We start from the raw sequence: 17,738 nt of genomic DNA, 5'->3' as shown, positions 1-17,738 counted from the left end.
GGAAGGGGCCGGGGAAAAGGTGGTGGTGCCCTACCTGCGCCGCCAGGGGGTCAGGTCCCTGGACGCGCTGGTGATTACCCATCCCCATGAGGATCACGCCGGGGGAATACAGGCAGTAACCGGAACCTTTCCGGTGAAAATGGTGTTAATACCTCCGCTGGGGAACACAGGGGAAGCAGAAAAGAAAAGCCCGGAGCAGGCTAACACCATCCCGGAGGAGGGGGACCTTTCCGGAGCATACCGGCCCCCGGCAGATAAACTATCCCCCGCTTATTCCCTGCTGCTGGCCCAAATGGCCGGCCGGGGCATACCGGTGCGGATCACTGGAATGGGAGACCGCCTGCACCTGGACCCGGCCCTGGTCATAGATGTGCTGGGACCGCCCCGCCCCCTGCTCACCGGCACCCGGTCCGATTTTAACAATGCTTCTGTAGTGCTGCGTATTCGTTATGGTACCGAAGTGTTTCTTCTCACCGGAGACATGGAGCTGGAAGCCCAGCAGGCACTCCTGGATTCTACCGCGGATTTAAATTGCACGGTCCTGAAAATGCCCCACCACGGCAGCCGCTACCTGCTCCCTTCCTTCCTGGAAAAAGCCCAACCCGACGTGGCGGTGGTTTCCGTGGGCCGTCATAACAATTTCGGCCAGCCGGCTCCGGAAACCCTCGACCGCCTGTCCCGGATGCCGGTGAAGGTTTACCGCACCGATCTGGACGGAGCGGTGATTATCACCACCGACGGGCAAAAACTGTGGGTGAACACCGGCCGCCGGCGCCAGGCGGCATAAATGAGCAACCCCGCAATCCGGTCCAAACTGTTTCTACCTCCTCCCTGCTGGTACTACCTGCGCCGCACCACTGGCAAAAACCTACCACTGGAAGTTATCCCCCGGGATCTATCCATTTCCCGCACTGAAAAATTTTCACCGCCGGGGGTGGCTTTTTTGTTTTCAATGCAGGAATTTTAATCTAATGATAGAAGGAATTAATATTAATTAATAAGGAAGGTGAAAAAATGGGAGAAGGCTTTTTCAAACAAAAAAACGGACTCCTGGCGGTGGATATAGCGGCGGCCTGTGGTGTATTCACCGCCGAACAATTTGCCGGGCTGGCCCGGCTGGCCGGGAAAACGGGCGCCAGGCATCTCAAACTGACCACCAGGCAGACGGTACTGGTGCTCCTGCCGGAGGAACGGGCCGGTGAGCTGGCGGCCGGACTGGCCGGTCTGGGCCTGAAGGTGGCGCCCTTTGGCAATGTGGTGCGGCCGGTTAAGGCCTGTCCGGGCAATGAATCCCTTTGCCCCCGCACCCTGGGTGACGCCCTGGAACTGGGGATAACCCTTCAGGAGCGGTTCCTGGGGAGACAGGTACCCAAGGATTTTAAAATTGCCGTGGCCGGATGCCCCAGGGGATGCACCGATCCCTTTTGTGCCGATTTCGGAGTAATTGCCGCCGGCAAAGGGGTTTTCGACGTATCCATCGGCGGGCTGGCCGGCAGCCAGCGCCCCCGGCACGGTGACATTATTGCCCGCCGGGTGCCTGAGGATAAGGTGCCTGACCTGCTGGAATTCATACTGGAACGTTTCCGTGGGCTGGGACAGCCACGGGAAAAACTGGGCCGGGCGGTGGAACGGCTGGGTTTGCAGGCCTTCCTGCCCCCGGCGGATATGCTCTCTTCCCCCAAAGACGACTCCGCACTGGATGAGTTCACCCGTTTCCTGCACAGCGAAAACTGAACCCGCAAAGGAGGAAAAACATGACCGATATCAGAAGCGCCGGTGAAGTGGACCTGGCCGCTATGGATGCCTCTTTAGAAAAGATATGCCAGCGCTGCGATTACGTGGAATCGGGTTGCCGGCCGGATAACTGCCTGGTGGGTTTTGCCCGCAAGGTATTGAAATTTGCCCGGCAGAAAAATGTGCTGGACATCCCCGGGGCAGTCAAACTCATTCCCCAGCACGACTTTAAGCCATATGAACAGGAAGTGGTGGCCGCCGGGCTGGCCGAAACCTGCCGGCAGTGCCGGGAGTGCCGGGACAACCACTCACCCGACTGCGTCATCGCCCTGGTGCGTACCTGCCTGGAAAATGCCATTCTAACTGAGAATATCGACTACCCCGGCAGCGTTTTCCTCTACCTCGCCCGCATAAAGGAACAAAACCCCGAGCTGGCAGCAACCCTGGCCGGGGAGCTAAAGAAAAGTTAAAGTTACTGAAAAACTCCGGACAAATGCTCCACTCCCTGGAGGAGGCCGTTCTGTTCCCCAACAACTCAGCTGGGTTCCACCTCATCAAAGGAAAGGGTGGTCACCCGGGTAAAATCGCCCCTTTTCTTTTCTTCCCGGGTGGCCGGCTCCTCCAGCAGGTCCTCATTCCCCGGAGCGAAGGCAGGGGTTGCCCGGGTGGACGCCTTTTCCGGAAACCGAACGGTCGGCAATGACATTTCCTTACCTCTGTCAGACAGGATTGGTCAACTCCTTCCCTGACAATGTTCCACATCAATAAGTTACCTCGTTCCAGCATCATTCATTCCCTTTACCGGGGGTTTTTCTGGCCCGGGCGGCGGCCAGCAACTTTTCCGCCCGGCGGACAATGGGCAGTTCCACCATTCGCCCCTCCACCTGGATCACGCCGCTGCCCGCCGCTTCCGCCCTGGCGAAGGCTTCCACCACCTTTTGCGCCCAGCTGATTTCCTCGGCGCAAGGAGTGAAAACTTCATTTACCGGTGCCACCTGGGCCGGGTGGATGACCAGCTTGCCCTGGAAACCCAGCTTTTGTGCCCGCCGGGCGTCTGCCGCCAGGGCCGGGATGTCCCGGAAGTCGGGATTCACCGTATCCAGGGGCGGATCAATGCCGGCACTGCGGGAGGCCACCACCAGCCGGCAGCGGGCATAAAATAACTCATCTCCTTCCGGGGAAAAGGAAACGCCCAGATCCATGGCATAGTCGTTACCTCCGAAGGCCAGGCAAAACACCCGCGGGGCGGCGGCGATTTCCTCCGCCCTGGCGATGCCCCGGGCGCTCTCCACAAAGGGAATCAACTTAATTCCACCAACCGGCAGGCCATGCTCCTGTTCCAGAAGGCCCAGCAACCAGTCCACCCGGCACACATCTTCCGCCGATTCCGCCTTGGCCAGCATCAACCCCTGTAAAGGCAGGTCCACCACCGCCTGCAGATCGTGCAGGATATGGGGCGACTGGGCACTGTTTGTGCGTACAAACACCGGTACCGGGCGTGGTCGGCCCAAGGTTTGACGAATGGTCAAACGGGCCGCTTCTTTTTGAGATGGGGCGACGGCGTCTTCCAGATCCAGAATAACCGCATCGGCTCCCGTGGTAAAGGCCTTCTCCCCCTTGCGGGAATCATTGCCGGGGGTGAAGAGCAGAGTGCGCAAGGAAAACATAAGCAATCACCTTCCTGGGCTGATTTTTCGCAGGTGAAAATACTTGCCATGGGGCAGGTCTTTGTGGGACAATGAAAATGAAGCCGGTTTTATTTTTGGCGCCGGTTTACCTGTAATTCGTTGTGGAAGGGATTTGTTCCTGCCCGGTTTCACTTTTTGGAAACTGCCAGGGAGGTGTGTTTATGCGGGAGATCGCTTTACCCGATTTTATCGGCGAATCGGAGAAGGGGATGATCGTGATGGTTTCCGCCCTTGAGGACGAACTGGAGCCCCTGTTCCGCCGCTTTCACCGGGGGGAAAAGGTTCCCTACTGGTTTGATTGGGAACTGATAGAAATGGAGAACCGCCGTTATCTGGTGGCCCTGGACCTGAACTGGGAAGGAGGCCAGGGGGTGGCCATCGGTTTTACGGCCGAAATGTGGGAAGTCCTGCCCACGGTCAGGGAAAAGGAACAATTGACGGTCATTACGGACTGGAGCCTGGTGGGCGAAACCCGGAACCAGTCCTGGAGGGCGCTGGTAATCCCCGACGCCCACCGGGGACTGGATCTGCTGGTACGGCAGGTGGCCCAGGTTGACCTGTCCCTGCAGGGAACCCGGCCCCGGCAGGAACTGGACAGGCTGCAGGAAATTCTGGCCGGTTGCGTGGACCCCGTAGCCCTTAACTGAACTTCCACCAGGAATAACCAGCCTCCCGCCCGGGTCAAAATGATTCCAGCGGGAGGCTTGTTCAACCATGGAAACTGTTTACCGCACCATACTAATTTATTTCATTGTGCTTCTGATTGTGCGCATGATGGGTAAGCGGGAAATCGGACAATTGTCACCCTTTGATTTTGTGGTGGCCATTATCATTGCCGAACTGGCGGCCATTCCCATGGAATCCACCGGCGTCCCCCTCTGGCAGGGTATTCTGCCCATGGTTACCCTGGGCGTCCTGGAAATCGCCCTCAGCTATATCGCCCTGCACAGCCCCTTTTTGCGCCGTCTGCTGGACGGGGAAGCCCAGGTGGTCATAAAAAACGGGCATATTCTGAAAGAAGAACTGCGCCGGGCACGCTACAACCTGAATGATCTGCTGGCCCAGCTGAGGGAAAAGGGTGTGGTTAATATCTGCGACGTGGAGTTCGGCATACTGGAAACTTCCGGAAAGCTGAGCGTCATTCCCAAATCCCAGAAAAGACCGGTCACTCCCGAGGATCTGGGCATATCCACCGTCTACGAAGGATTGCCCACGGTGCTGGTTATGGACGGAGCAATCATGAAGGACAACCTGCGCCAGGTGGGCCTGGATGAGGAATGGCTATTGGGCCGCCTGGCCGAGGCCGGCCTGCACCCCCGCCGGGTATTTCTGGCCACCCTGGGCACCGACGGAAAGCTGTTTATCAATGAGGACAGTACCTGTAAAAACAGGGAGGAGAAAACAGGGCCGGCTACTGCCAAAAGGTCGAGTAAAAGGCTCCGGTGGAGATGAATTTTTTATCCCTTTAAACTACCGCCGAAAATTCACGGCGGGCGCTGTCCACCCGCTGGATATACTGCCGTGTTTCCCGGTAGGGCGGCACGCCCCCGTAACGCTCCACGGCGCCGGGACCGGCATTATAGGCGGCCAGGGCCAGGGTAACGTTGCCGTGGTACCGGTCCAGCAAAGAACGCAGGTAGCGGGCACCCCCCTCCAGGTTTTGCCTGACATCCCAGGGATCACGCACCCCCATGGCCGCTGCCGTAGCGGGCATTAACTGCATCAAACCCTGCGCGCCGGCAGGAGATAGGGCGTAAGGATTAAAACCGGATTCCACCCGGGCCACCGCCTTGAGCAGGGCCGGTTCCAGGCCAAACCGGGCGGCCACCTGGTTGAACATTTCCTCCATGGAGGGCGGGGATTGCTCCCCGGAAGCAGCGGATGGTTCCATCCCGTCCCCTAAACAGGCGCGGGATAACTGCTTACCGGTTACCTTCCCACCGGTAACATTCCCTTCCCGGGAAAGGGCATCCTGAAAGATTAGGGGGAGCAACCAGGTGGTCAAATCAGACGCCCCCCCGCCAGGGGCCAGGGCGGCCAGGAAAGTGCCTGTCCGGGATGTATCCACTCCCGTCGGGCCGGACTTTTCTTCTTCCTTCCGCCCGTTGGGCGGCGCCATTTCACCCCGGTTCACTTCCTCCATGGCCCGGGCCAGCAACAGGACAAAGGGGGTGTGTACAGTGGTGCTTTGCGGAATTACCGGCGACTCCGGCTGCGAAAATGCACCGGCGGTCCAGGGTTGCAGAAGGCCGATATACATATGGCTGTCCTTTCCCCTTCCGTTTTAATACACAACGATAAGGTCTTTCAGCTGTTCATAGCGCTTATCACCGATGCCGGACACATTTTTGATGTCCTCCGGCACCTTGAAGCCGCCATTGGTTTCCCGGTACTGGATGATGCGCTGGGCCAGGGACGGCCCGATACCGGGTAATGTTTCCAGTTCCTTCTGGTCAGCCGTATTGATGTTTACCGGCTGACTCCCGCCCTTGGGAGCTCTGGCCGGGGATGACGAGGCAAAAGGATTGCGATCACCCTGGTTCCCCGATCCGGTTCCGGGCGCCACCGCCGCCGCTACGCCTGGCGCCGCCACCTGTTTTTCCGGGACCATCACCTGTTTGCCGTCAACCAGGGGGGCGGCCAGATTGAGCCGGCTCAGATCCGCCTCCGGCCGGGCAATGGCCTTATTCACCGCATCCTCCACCCGGGCACCCGGGGAGAAACGGTATACCCCCGGCCTTTCCACCGCTCCGATTACATGCACCACGATCTCCTTGTTTGACGGGTTATTCTCCGGAGCGGAAAACTGTTGCAGTACGGGCCCGTTTTCCGCGCTGGCCCGGCTTCCCTGCCACAGGGCGTAGCGGTATCCAACCCCGAAGACGATTACCGCGGCGATGAGCAGAATAATTAACTGCTGCCGCCTGGAGAACTGAAACATTTGTTTTTCCCTTCCGACTTTTTACCAGATCATTCTACTTGCAGATATGCTTTCCTCCCTGCATCCAAAAAATTTTCACCAAAAATTTTCTATAAAAAATTGATTCTTCCCTTGACACATCCAAGAACCGGGCTTAATATAATATTAACATCAAGTTAACCTAATCTTAACAAAGGGGGTCGATGCCGGTGATGGCTGCCAGGTTTGATTTTAAGAGGATTCATGCCAAAAGCGATTTACATTACCTGAGCGATTGGTATTGCCCCCTGGAAAAACAAAGACTGGCCGGACAGGATATTCCTGTGGGCCAGAAGCTCAAGGAAAAGGATACCAACCGCTTTATTCTCTCCCTGGCCCTGAACAGGCCGCCCTTGCACTGGTCTCTGAAACAGCCCGTTGCCGGTTTTTAAAAAACCGGCTTTTCCGTTTCTGCCGTGTCATTCCAGTTTAAAGCGCCGGATGTGCCCGGCCAGTTCTTCCGCCATGCCGGCCAGTTCCGTGGACGCCCGGGCGATATGCTCTACGGCCGCCGACTGTTCTTCCGCTGCCGCCGCCACCTGCTGGCTGGCCCCATTAACTTCGGTCACAATGGCGGCCACCTGCTGGATCTGCCCGGTGATGTGTTCCACCTGAAGGACTATTTCCCGGAAACGCACACCGGTTTCATCCACCAGACGGGTACCATCCTGCACGCTGCGCTCACCGTCGCCCATCCGTTCCACTCCCCGGGCCGTTTCCTCTTGAATCTCACGGATAAGCATACTGATTTCCGTAGCCGCCCGGGCCGACTGTTCGGCCAGTTTCCGGATTTCCTCCGCCACCACGGAAAAGCCCCGGCCGTGCTCACCGGCCCGCGCCGCCTCAATGGAGGCGTTTAAAGCCAGCAGGTTGGTCTGCTGGGCTATGGCCGAAATCATTTCCACAATACGCCCGATTTCCTGGGAACGCTGCCCCAGGCCATGGATTGCGGTGGAAATTTCACCGGTCAGCTCCTGAATGCGACCCATCTGCCTTAAAAGCTGTTCCATGGATTCCTCCCCTTCCCGGGCCACCTTTGCGGCATCCCCGGCCGCCCGGGTCAGTTCCCGGGCACCATCATTCAGCCGGGACGTGGACCGGGTCAGGCCTCCGGCAATGCCCGCGGTTTCCTGAACACCTGCCGCCATCTCCTGGGTAGAAGCGGAAAGATTCTGCCCGGCGGCAAAGAGCCGGTTGACCGTAACGCTGGCCTGTCCCACCAGCCCCCGTATGTTCTCCAGCATGTGGCAGAATCCTGCCGCCAGATGCCCCAGCTCATCCCTGGAGGAGCATTGTAATGACACCGTCAGATCCCCTTCGCCTACCCGGGACATCTCTCCAATAATACCGGTAACGGTCATCAGGGTGCGGTTTAAAACCAGATAAGTGACACCCAGGATTACGACGCCAATAATCAGCAGGATTACCACAATGCTGACAAAAGCCCCCCGCAATTGACTTAAAATCCCTTCCCTGCTCGACACCACTTTCACATAACCGGTGACGGCGCCGGAATAATCCCTCAGGGGCAGCAGGAGCACCCCATAACGTCCGTTATTAATATAGCTGATCTGCCACTGCCCCTGCTCCAGGCATTTTTCCACCACTTCCTGTTCCACCGGATAAATATCCTCAGCGGTGGCGGTCAATAGATTTTTTTGCCTGTCGTCCACCCAGGATATGCCCCGGTCTCCCCGGCGGTAAACGAAAAATTCCCCACCCAGCTGTGCCTGCCAGGCTTTTAACAGGGCCTGGTTAAACCCCAGCCCGTACTCGGCGCTGCCCACATGCTGCCCCCGGTAAAACACCGGAACCACCACCCGGAAGCCATAACCGCCGCGCCCTTCTTCCAAACCGGCCACCACCTTTTTTTGCCGGTTGGCCTCCACCACCGTAGCCCGGAAAGAAGAAAGATCATCGTCAAACTTTTCCGGCATATGCAGGCGTAAAAAGGCCGTGGCCGGAGGCAGGTGAAATTGAAACTGCTCCACGCCCTGCTCCTTGACCTGCTGCCAGACGGGCATGGTTAGGGCCAGCAGTTTCTCCCGGTCCCGGGACGCCAGGGCTTCCTGCACACCGGGATTGGCCACCACGCTTTCAATACCCATACGGGCCTGGCGGGTCATTTCCTCCAGATCATTCTCGATAAAGGCCCGGACAGATTGAAAATGCTGCATTTCCTGACCCAGGAGAATATTGCGCACCTGATAAGAGCCGTAAATGATCATTATCATTAGCCCCAGGGCCGGTATGACCAGAAGAGGTACCAAAATGCGGGACTTTATACTGTTGAACATACAAAAAACCCACCTTATTCACAAGGTTTCTTCCGGCCATAAGGAAATGGCCTTTTTCCTGAATCATAAATCTTTCTTCTTACAACCATATAACATTAATCTTACAGAATGATAACAAACGAATAACCGGTGATATGTCATCTGGAAGACATTGCACATGTCAGTTGCACGACAATCCTGCCAATATTTAAGCCAGCCCGGGTATGCACGGGCTGGCTGATAAATCGCCATTAAATAAACCCAGCTAACTGATCAATGTGCCATGTATTTTCCCGGGCCAGATTTTCCGGGCGCAGGCGGGACAAATGACCCAGTCCCGCCGCTGCCAGGCGGCATCCTGTTCACCAACCAGTTCCTTCAAACGGACGATCTGTTTAGCCGTGGCAAAGGGCTGGCCGCATACCGTACAGGCAACCAGGTCCACCCGGCTGACCAGGCCTCCACCCAGGCGAATTTCCCGCACACCTGCCTTATCCTCCACCGTAATGGCTCCCGTAGGACAGTTTACCGCGCAGGTGCCGCAACCGATACACCTGTCCCCGGAGCGCAGGAAATCCGTGCCGCAGTCGCTACCACCGTCCACATAACCCAGCTGCAGGGCGTCGGCCCCCACTTCCCGACAGCTGCGCACACACTGCCCGCAGGCTATGCACAGGTCACACCGCAGGCAGCGACCGGCTTCCTTCAGAGCATCTGCCGGGTCAAGGCCCCCCATTACCTCCGCAAAGGTATCTTTTTGCCCGGGCAGATAAAGATGGTGAAAGTAGTCCCTGCCCGAACGGGCCTTCTGGGCGGCATCCACCGCCATCAGGTTTGCCGCCTTTCTCTTCACGGGATACTTTATGGATGCTTCCGGAGCGCGGCCCTGCAGGTAGGCCTCAATGGCCAATGCCGCCCGTTTCCCGGCAGCCATGGCCCTGATGGCGCTGGCCGGACCGGTAACCGCATCACCCCCGGCAAAGACCCCCGGCAGGGAAGTCTGCATGGTACCGGGATCAACCCCGATGCGGCCGCCGGACACATCCACCTCCAGGCCATCCAGGAAAGAAAGATCCGGTTTCTGCCCCACGGCAAAAATAATCAGATCCGCTTCTATTTTGAAGTCCGAATCCTGAAGCGGAACCGGCTTGCGCCGGCCACGGGCATCGGGTTCGCCCAGGACGTTGCGCACGCACTCCAGACAGGTGGCCACATCATCCGCGCCGCCCAGGCCGGTGGGGGAAACGAGAAAATCAAAAATCACCCCTTCCATCCGGGCCGCCTCTATTTCCTCGGGCAGGGCCGGCATTTCCTGGCGGGTGCGCCGGTAAACAATCCTTACCTCCTTCGCCCCCAGGCGTAAGCAAACCCGGGCGGCATCAACGGCCACATTACCGCCGCCCACCACCACCACTTTTTTGCCCCGCAGGTCCATGGGGCCGTGTCCCTCACCTTTTAAAAGGCTCTCATTCACCTGACGGAGGAAGGTGACGCCTTCCATGACATTTTTATATTTTTGTGCGCCGGAAACGGGCAGGGAACCCTGCCATGCACCGGTGCCCAGAAAAACGGCGGCGTATCCCTCCTTCAACAACCCGGCCACGGCCTTTCCCCCGTCAATGGGATGGTTTAATTTTATTTCCACACCCAGGGCCTGAATATATTCCACTTCAGCCCTTAAAACATCCCGGGGAAGCCTGTAGGGGGGTATGCCGTAAGCCAGCATGCCGCCGGGTTCGGACATGGCCTCGAAAACGGTGACCCCGTAACCCCGGCGGGCCAGGAAGTAGGCGCAGGATAGGCCCGCCGGGCCGGCGCCCACCACGGCCACACGCTCCGGGTGCTTCCTTTCCGGAGGCGGCGGCGCTTCTTTTTCCGCCCCCCTATCGTAGGCCAGGCGTTTCAAACTGCATATGGGGATGGGATTATCCACCTGCCCCCTGCGGCAGGCCTGCTGGCAGGGATGTTCACAGATGCGCCCCAGCACTCCGGGCAGGGGCACGTCTTCCCTGATCAGTTCCAGAGCTTCCCGGTACCTTCCCTGACCCACCAGGGCTACATAATTGGGTATATCTATACCGGCCGGGCAGGCGGCCTGGCAGGGCGCCGGGATCAAGCGGGGACACTGGCCGGCCGGACAGACCCGGTTTTCAATGTGTACGATAAAATCGTCCCGGTGAGACTGCAAGACGGTCAGGAACTTATCCGCCACTTCCCCTGCCCGGCCACAACGGCACGATATCACGGCACTACGGGACAGTTCTTCAATAAGGGTTAAATCACCGGGAACGGCCTCCCCCTGACCAATACCGATCAACAGACCAAGAACGCTGACAAAGTTATGATAACAATGATTGCAAAACCCCTTTTCCTCAAGGAAAGCGGTTAAAATATCTGTGGTTTTTCTAACCGCACATTCATCTCTTCCCATGGTTAAAGGCCCCTTGTGGCATATTTTGCCTCGAAAATTTGGCGGGCAAATTGTTTTCGCTTTTCATTTGGTACACGTTCAGTCCGGTCAAAACCCAGGCTGTTCGTGGGGCAGGCACTGACACAGGCCGGTTTTAATCCCGCGTCAATTCTATCCTTACAATAATCGCACTTGATTACTTTGCCTTTCTTCTCATCCCATTGAGGCGCGCCCCAGGGGCAGGCCAGGATGCAGCTCTTGCAACCTACGCAAATTTCCTGATCCACAAAAACAACGCCGTCCTTTGCCCGTTTCTGCATGGCCCCGGTGGGACAGGCCCGCACGCACCAGGGCACTTCACAATGGAAACAGGACATGAACAGGTAAAGCACCCGGGGCTGCCCCTCCACCTTCACGGGACCCACCGCAATGATCTCATTCAGGCGGGAGCCAGGAGGTAAACCTTTATTAACCATGCACTGTACTTCGCAACTATGGCAGGAAATGCATTTCCTTTCATTTTGATGGAGGGAATAATAACTCATGCCATCAACCTCCTGACCGGTAAATCACTGGACTGGTTTTACGGTTACAAAAACATGCTGCAGCGCCGGACTTCCACCAACCAGATCGGATATATTTTCCTGGAGCATGGTATCGCTGGCGCCTTTATTGAAACACCTGGATTGTAAAGGAACATTACGGCCGAACCCGTGCAACATGAAAACGGCCTCGGGATGAATGAGATCTGTGACGTAGGCACGTATAAGACCCCTGCCCCGGTGGGATTTGACTTCCACCATCTGCCCTTCTTTTATCCCCAGCCTCTCCGCTTCCTGTCTGTTAATCCAGAGGACGTTCTCGGGTACCAGCTCGCTTAAGTACCGGTTATTCTGCGTCGAAACATGGGTATGAACCGCCATGCGTCCAACCATCAAGCGGAAATGCCCCGGCGGGGGAGGGGAGACCGGCTCATAGTCGGGAAATGATGGAAAACCGTTATTCTCCAGCAAACTGGATACAAACTCAATCTTCCCGGACGGGGTATTCAGTTTAATTCCGTCTTTCCGGTCCCAGTAGATGGGCCTGTCAATCACTTCGACAAATCCCTTTTCCGCAAAATCGTTTAAACTGATTCCCGTACCTTCCAGCTGATAGTTCCATAATTCTTCCAGAGAATTATAAGGGAAATAACGTCCGATACCCAATCTTTCGGCCAGGAGCTTCATGATTTCCCAACCCGGCCTGGTATCATATCTCGGCGTCACGGCAGGCTTCCTGATAAAGAGGGCGGGCTTCAAACCAGCTGCCTCCTGGATGGAATCGCCCCTTTCCAGGTAGATGGACTCCGGCAGGATTACATCGGAATACCAGGCGGTTTCACTGAACTGTATATCAATACTTACCAGTAAATCCAGTTTTTCTAGAGCACGCATGTTCTTTTCGTAATCCGGAATAGAGAGGAGGGGATCAAATCGCCAGACAATTAAAGCCTTGACGGGATAGGGGTCTTCCGCCAGGATCGCTTCAGGCAGCATTTGGACCACTCCATGGCTCGAATCTGGCAAAGGAAATTCAGGAGTACCTACACCGTCACATCTAACCTCCTTTACTTCAGGCAGTTCTTGATCCGTTAACTTCCTCAAAGGTTTTTTCCCCGCATCCTTGAGTCCCTTTTTAAAGAAAATACCACCGGGCGTCTCAATGCTGCCCAAAAGGGCATTCAACATGATAATGGATCTCCTGAAATATATTTCATTGGTATAATTGGAAGAACGATATCCGTAATGAAATATAACCGCGGGACTGGCCTCGCTCGCCTCCCGGGCAAGGTTCACAATCTCATAGGCCGGTATGCCGGTTTCCTTTTCCGCCCATTCCGGAGTACAGGGTTCCACAAAGTCGCGAAGCCTTTCCAGACCCAGCACCCAGCGCCGGACATATTCCCGATCGTAAAGTTTTTCTTTTAAAATAACATGCATTAAAGCATAATTGAGCGCCAGATCGGTACCCGGCCTGATCATCAAATACTTATCCGCCCTGGTGGCTGTAATGGTAACCCTGGGATCGATATAGGTCACTTTTGCCCCATTTTCCATGGCCTTTACCAGTTGTTTAACCTGCTTCAGCTCTAAAGATTCAAAAATATTACGACCGTAAAAGATTACATGCTTTGTTCGACCCAGATCCACCCCCACCCGTGCATCGGTGTAACCGGTCAGAGACCGGAAAGCCGTGTTTAAAGAACCCTTACAGCAAGAGTCGTGGGTAAAATAATTAGGTGATCCCAGAGCCCTGACGAAGGTTTTGCTTATATGTGAGTTAAGGTGGGCCCTTTCAGCCAGGGCTATACTACGAGCACCATACCTCCCCTTTATCTCATTGATCTTTTGGGCTATATAATCCAGCGCTTCTTCCCAGGTGGCTTCCTTCCACTTACCGGAACCCCTGGGGCCAGTTCTGATCAATGGCTTTTTCAGCCTTTCCTGATCATTTAAAAGACCTACGCCAGCCGCTCCTCTGGCACAAATGCTACCTTCTATGCCGGAAACATGCGGGTTGCCTTCAATGAGCCTGACGTCGTTGTTTTCAACCATAACCACAATAGGGCACCTTACTGTACACATAAAGCAAATACTATGAATAATTTTTTTATCTGACAAATTTAAGTCCCTCCCCGAGTACGGTAACATTCATATAGCAATAATAATTAATTCTTATCGAAAGTGATTATAACACAAAAGAGTAAATGAAAATGTCGGGGAAAGGACCGAACGTCTGTCTTCTAACAGACATTCTTTTAGAGACAATTCTGAGATAATAGTATAAGTTAATGGGTTGCAATAGTTCATAAAAATATATAAACAAAAAACAGCCCTTAAGGCTGCTTCTCATTTTCTCTTTTCGGTTTTATCTATTTTTGTTTAACGCTTTTTAATTCTACTATTAATTATCTTTTTTGCCTACTCCAAATCTTTAAATTTAACCATGGGACATTTTTTGCAGACATCCAGCCCCGGCCACTCCGTTCCGGTGTAGGGGAAGGAAGCGCCGTGGCATACTTCGGTGCGGTATTTGAGCTGCCGGGCCACTCCCAGGATTTGATCCCCCGGGATAAAGACATTGACCTCGCCCTTTTCCGTCTTCCCGGAAGTATAGCTGCCCGAGCACATGGTATTCATATTGGGTTTGTGGGTAAGAAAGGTCCAGACAACCCCGCCGCAAACGGCCGAGTTCACCGTGTGGTTGAACTGCAGGGGGTGCACTTTAAAGGCGCCGATATAATCGTTCAGGATATGATAGGCCTGCAACGGGTTGCAGATGAACATGACCACATCGGGTTCCACCGGCGTTTTGGCCAATGGTGCCGTAAGAAAGGCTTTCATCTGGCCCAGGGGCATGCGGGGCTTGGTTTTTAACACTTCTTTGGCAAACTCGGGATCCACCACGTACTTCTCGTGGCCTTTGGCCTCTTCATCGGAGGGTTCCCGGAAGCCAAAGGTGGTCAGGCAGTTGTCACACATGATATTTTCATCGGTACCCTTTAAAACATAATTAGCCATGCGAGAGGCGGCGGTAAACTGACAGAAGGTAATTTTGGCCGCCGCTTTTTTTTCTGCTTCGTATTTCTCTGCTTCTTCCAGGGAATCGAAAAATTTGATGGCCACCGGATGATAGTCCAGCTTTAACAAACGCTCAAAGATTTCCTGCGCTTCGGCATAGGTCATCTTTTCCTCGCTCACTTTGGCGCTCTCCTTTCCTGAAAGTATTCAGTTCCGCTGTTCGGGACCGTATTACAAAATCCGCTGGCTGGTTTTTTGTACCATTTGTCCGGCAAGGGCCGGTCAACCGACCGGCCCACCCGATTACCTATCCGCTAGATGATGCTTATGCCGATGGCAGCCTTGATCATGGGACCGAAAACGTAACCAATGCCGATGTAGGTAAGCACCACCGCCAGGAAGCCCTTCAGGTAAACACCCTTGATGTACTTGGAAAGGGTGGGACCCAGGTAAGAACCAATCAGAATACCAACCAGCTCAAATCCGATCATGGCAAAGTCCAGGTTGCTGCCCATGCGGAGGTAGTTGCCGATACTGGTGGCCGAAGAAACCAGGATGGACAGGGTGGAAGTGCCGGCCACGATAAACATGGGAAAACCCAGCATACTGCTCAGGTAAGGAACCAGCAGGAAGCCCCCGCCCACGCCCAGGGCCGCTGAAATAATGGCCACCAGGGCACCCACGATAAAGGGAGAGAGTGCATTGTAACGGAAGGTTTCGCCGGCAAAGGTAAAGGTGTTGTTAATGCCCATTTCAGTGAATTTGACCCCAATTTCCTTCAGTTCGTTGAGCTTGCCGGCGGCCTTCAATTCTTTGACTCTGTTTTCAAAGGCCTTGGTGGCCTTCTTAATGGCCTGCTGCCTTTCCCGGAAACCGGGGGTAAGCTCATACCAGAGACGGCCGGCAATAACAAAGGTGATCAGACCGAAAAGAGGCTTGTAGGATTTCATATCCGGCAGGTAGGTATGGGACAGCCATGAACCAATCAACGCACCGACGATACCGCCCAGGCCCAGGGCCACCGCGGCCGGGACCACCAGGCGCTTCTCCCGCAGGTACAGGGGCGTGGAGATAATGGGGCTGACCAGGGTGAGAATCTGGTTCATGGGTTTAATGATGTTCGCCTTTTTCATGCCAAAGACGGTGATGTGGCCCACCCCGGCCAGGATGCCTCCGGCAGCGCCGATGGTGGAAAAGACAAAGCCTACAAAGAGCATCCACAGAATAATGATTATTGGGCTGACAGTAACACCCGCCACGTGAAATTCCATTTAATAATGCACCTCCGTATTGTCCTTTATGCTGCACAGTAACTTAGTGCTGATTAATTAACCCGTAATCATACCAGGAGTACGTGTCTGTCTTTTTCTCCATCTCCAGCGTAGTAAATAAAACATGATGGCCAGAAGGGGATACCAGATAATTATATTTACTTCACTGCCAATTGCAGGTAATGAGATTACCCTGAACTTAAGGCTAAGCAACCACATAAACAAAGCGTGGGGGATCAAAAAGCCGATTCCGTCCAGAAAACACCAGGCCAGGTATTCGCAAAACATTTCGTTCATTTCCCTTTGCAGCATGGCATAAGTGGTACGATCCCCTATTTCCATGGCCAGGGAAGACAGTTCCCTGTATTCGGTCATGCGGGACATCAGCTTCTCCTGCCTGGCCCGGTGGGGATGAAGCAGGCGATTTATCCTTTCCAACCATTTGTTCATAATTCCATTCCTCACTTTGTCACGAATCCCGAAAAAAGCAACTACTGCAAATTACCACAATGCCAGTTGCCTCGTTATCGATCGATAGTCATCACCCCCCTGCTAACCACCATTTAATATAACTTTAACTTATACTAACGATAACAGATCCGGGGCGGGACCCGTGTCGTGTAAAAGACAAAACAAGCGTCATCTTGCTGACATTATATATGTCATCTTGATGACGCTTATTTTGTCTTCTATTTGACATATTATGAACATATATTCCCTGGAAACAAGTATTCACCTTGCTTGAGGTGCCAGGAAAAGAATAACGGTGCGGCTTCAACCCGGGGCAAAGATCTTTCCCGGATTAAGGACCCCCGGGGGTCCTTAACCTCTTTAATTCGTTTCAATACATTAACCCCTGTTTTACCACTTTCCATTTCCATGTTCCTGTAAGCCGGCCGGTTCAACCACCACCCGGGGTAAACCCTTGCAAAGCGCTGTCACCGGAATAACAAAGGCGTCCCTCAAGGGAGTCAAGAACCCTGTCCAGTCCCAGAATTCGCTTTAAATACCCGGCGCATCCAAAAGTTTCATCAAATCCCAAAAAATTAAGCCGGCCCTCAGCCGGCCGGCTTACATTATCCAGCGGGCCAGTTTATCCGGATCGACAATATTGATGGCCCTTCCTTCGTAAGCGATGCTTTTCTCCTGCTTGAAAGTATTTAAAAGGGATGTCACTGTTTGCCGGGAGGTACCCACCATATTGGCCAGTTCCTCATGGGTTAGCTGCAGATCTATTTTAATGCCGCCTTTGGTTTCCGTGCCACAGCGCTCGCCCATTTTCAACAGGGTCAGGGCCAGACGGCCCGGGGCCTGCCAGCAGACCATTTCATGAATAATGGCCTCGGCTTCCCGCATACGGGCGCCCAGAAGCTTGGCAACCTTGATGGCCAAAAAGGGATGGGCGCCCATCAGGTCTTCGAACTTGTTTTTGCGCAACACCACCATAGTTACGTTATTAATGGCCCCTGCGAAACAGGTACGCTCGCCGCCCCATAAGGTCTCGGCCAGGCCCATTAACTCCCCCGGACTGCGGATACTGCCCACCGTCACCCGCCGCCCGTCGGCTGACAAACGGTAAATCTTTACCCAACCGCTTTCAATGAGATACACCCGGTCCGCCAGATCGCCGGCAGCGAAAATAACGTGACCTTTCGGATAATGAACGGTGGAACCGGCCTGACGAATAAGCATTTTCTCTATATCATCCAGGGTCACTGTTTCCAAATTGACCCCACCCATTTTTAGCACCTCCCGGGAAAAGGTCGTTGGTCGTTAATCATTGGATTTGACAAAGTTTTTATTAAAACAAGATCAAGATTGGACTTGTTTTAAGCAC

At 54.6% G+C, this 17,738-nt stretch carries 18 protein-coding genes; 6 read left to right on the top strand and 12 right to left on the bottom strand.

Features of this window, described 5'->3' with window-relative positions; translation table 11 throughout:
* The 3 genes from GFC01_RS11555 to GFC01_RS11545 form a co-directional block, all read left to right on the top strand.
* Nucleotides 1–787 (top strand): ComEC/Rec2 family competence protein (locus GFC01_RS11555; protein ID WP_152947281.1); only part of this gene is annotated, 787 nt, incomplete at its 5' end.
* A 227-nt stretch (nt 788–1,014) separates the two neighbouring features.
* Nucleotides 1,015–1,734 carry an NAD(P)/FAD-dependent oxidoreductase gene (locus GFC01_RS11550; protein ID WP_152947280.1) on the top strand — a complete coding sequence of 240 codons (720 nt, stop codon included), beginning with the start codon at nt 1,015–1,017 and terminating at the stop codon, nt 1,732–1,734.
* 20 nt (nt 1,735–1,754) lie between these two features.
* Nucleotides 1,755–2,204 (top strand): hypothetical protein, encoded by a 450-nt coding sequence (locus GFC01_RS11545; RefSeq protein WP_152947279.1) that lies wholly within the window; start codon nt 1,755–1,757, stop codon nt 2,202–2,204.
* Between the two features lie 65 nt (nt 2,205–2,269).
* Here the strand turns inward: GFC01_RS11545 and GFC01_RS18785 are convergent, their stop codons facing one another.
* Nucleotides 2,270–2,440 (bottom strand): hypothetical protein, encoded by a 171-nt coding sequence (locus GFC01_RS18785; RefSeq protein ID WP_194174922.1) that lies wholly within the window; start codon nt 2,438–2,440, stop codon nt 2,270–2,272.
* A gap of 79 nt (nt 2,441–2,519) precedes the next feature.
* Complete coding sequence (locus GFC01_RS11540) at nt 2,520–3,401, bottom strand: HpcH/HpaI aldolase/citrate lyase family protein (protein WP_152947278.1); 882 nt, start codon at nt 3,399–3,401, stop codon at nt 2,520–2,522.
* A gap of 182 nt (nt 3,402–3,583) precedes the next feature.
* On the opposite strand from GFC01_RS11540, the gene GFC01_RS11535 reads away from it, so the two are divergent.
* Entirely contained in the window at nt 3,584–4,069 is a 486-nt protein-coding gene (locus GFC01_RS11535; protein ID WP_152947277.1) for a hypothetical protein, read from the top strand.
* A gap of 67 nt (nt 4,070–4,136) precedes the next feature.
* A complete protein-coding gene (locus GFC01_RS11530) occupies nt 4,137–4,874 on the top strand; it encodes a DUF421 domain-containing protein (RefSeq protein WP_152947276.1) in 738 nt (245 codons plus the stop codon).
* Nucleotides 4,875–4,887: 13 nt separating this feature from the next.
* Here the strand turns inward: GFC01_RS11530 and GFC01_RS19395 are convergent, their stop codons facing one another.
* Both GFC01_RS19395 and GFC01_RS11520 read right to left on the bottom strand, forming a co-directional pair.
* Complete coding sequence (locus GFC01_RS19395; RefSeq protein ID WP_243137507.1) at nt 4,888–5,682, bottom strand: lytic transglycosylase domain-containing protein; 795 nt, start codon at nt 5,680–5,682, stop codon at nt 4,888–4,890.
* A gap of 24 nt (nt 5,683–5,706) precedes the next feature.
* On the bottom strand, nt 5,707–6,363 hold the full coding sequence (locus GFC01_RS11520) for a ComEA family DNA-binding protein (protein ID WP_152947275.1): 657 nt from the start codon (nt 6,361–6,363) through the stop codon (nt 5,707–5,709).
* 188 nt (nt 6,364–6,551) lie between these two features.
* Between GFC01_RS11520 and GFC01_RS11515 the strand changes: the two genes are divergently transcribed.
* Nucleotides 6,552–6,773: a hypothetical protein gene (locus tag GFC01_RS11515; protein WP_152947274.1), complete on the top strand. Its 222-nt coding sequence runs from the start codon at nt 6,552–6,554 to the stop codon at nt 6,771–6,773.
* Nucleotides 6,774–6,800: 27 nt separating this feature from the next.
* Here the strand turns inward: GFC01_RS11515 and GFC01_RS11510 are convergent, their stop codons facing one another.
* From GFC01_RS11510 to GFC01_RS11475, 8 genes are all read right to left on the bottom strand, one after another.
* A complete protein-coding gene (locus tag GFC01_RS11510) occupies nt 6,801–8,678 on the bottom strand; it encodes a methyl-accepting chemotaxis protein (protein WP_152947273.1) in 1,878 nt (625 codons plus the stop codon).
* A gap of 244 nt (nt 8,679–8,922) precedes the next feature.
* The gene (locus GFC01_RS11505; protein ID WP_152947272.1) at nt 8,923–11,088 is read right to left on the bottom strand and encodes an FAD-dependent oxidoreductase; all 2,166 of its coding nucleotides are present in this window, start codon (nt 11,086–11,088) and stop codon (nt 8,923–8,925) included.
* A 2-nt stretch (nt 11,089–11,090) separates the two neighbouring features.
* Nucleotides 11,091–11,612: a 4Fe-4S dicluster domain-containing protein gene (locus GFC01_RS11500; RefSeq protein WP_152947271.1), complete on the bottom strand. Its 522-nt coding sequence runs from the start codon at nt 11,610–11,612 to the stop codon at nt 11,091–11,093.
* A gap of 24 nt (nt 11,613–11,636) precedes the next feature.
* Complete coding sequence (locus GFC01_RS11495; RefSeq protein WP_152947270.1) at nt 11,637–13,760, bottom strand: molybdopterin-dependent oxidoreductase; 2,124 nt, start codon at nt 13,758–13,760, stop codon at nt 11,637–11,639.
* A gap of 270 nt (nt 13,761–14,030) precedes the next feature.
* Complete coding sequence (locus GFC01_RS11490; protein WP_341473924.1) at nt 14,031–14,810, bottom strand: DUF169 domain-containing protein; 780 nt, start codon at nt 14,808–14,810, stop codon at nt 14,031–14,033.
* A 134-nt stretch (nt 14,811–14,944) separates the two neighbouring features.
* The gene (locus GFC01_RS11485; protein WP_152947269.1) at nt 14,945–15,901 is read right to left on the bottom strand and encodes a TSUP family transporter; all 957 of its coding nucleotides are present in this window, start codon (nt 15,899–15,901) and stop codon (nt 14,945–14,947) included.
* Between the two features lie 57 nt (nt 15,902–15,958).
* The gene (locus GFC01_RS11480) at nt 15,959–16,351 is read right to left on the bottom strand and encodes a hypothetical protein (protein WP_152947268.1); all 393 of its coding nucleotides are present in this window, start codon (nt 16,349–16,351) and stop codon (nt 15,959–15,961) included.
* A gap of 621 nt (nt 16,352–16,972) precedes the next feature.
* A complete protein-coding gene (locus GFC01_RS11475; protein ID WP_152947267.1) occupies nt 16,973–17,641 on the bottom strand; it encodes a Crp/Fnr family transcriptional regulator in 669 nt (222 codons plus the stop codon).
* Nucleotides 17,642–17,738 lie beyond the last annotated feature (97 nt).

It is taken from the genome of Desulfofundulus thermobenzoicus, from assembly GCF_009428905.1.
GTDB lineage: Bacteria > Bacillota > Desulfotomaculia > Desulfotomaculales > Desulfovirgulaceae > Desulfofundulus_A > Desulfofundulus_A thermobenzoicus.
The sequence above is the reverse complement of the archived record's forward strand: the minus strand, read 5'-3'. Positions and strand labels throughout refer to the sequence as shown.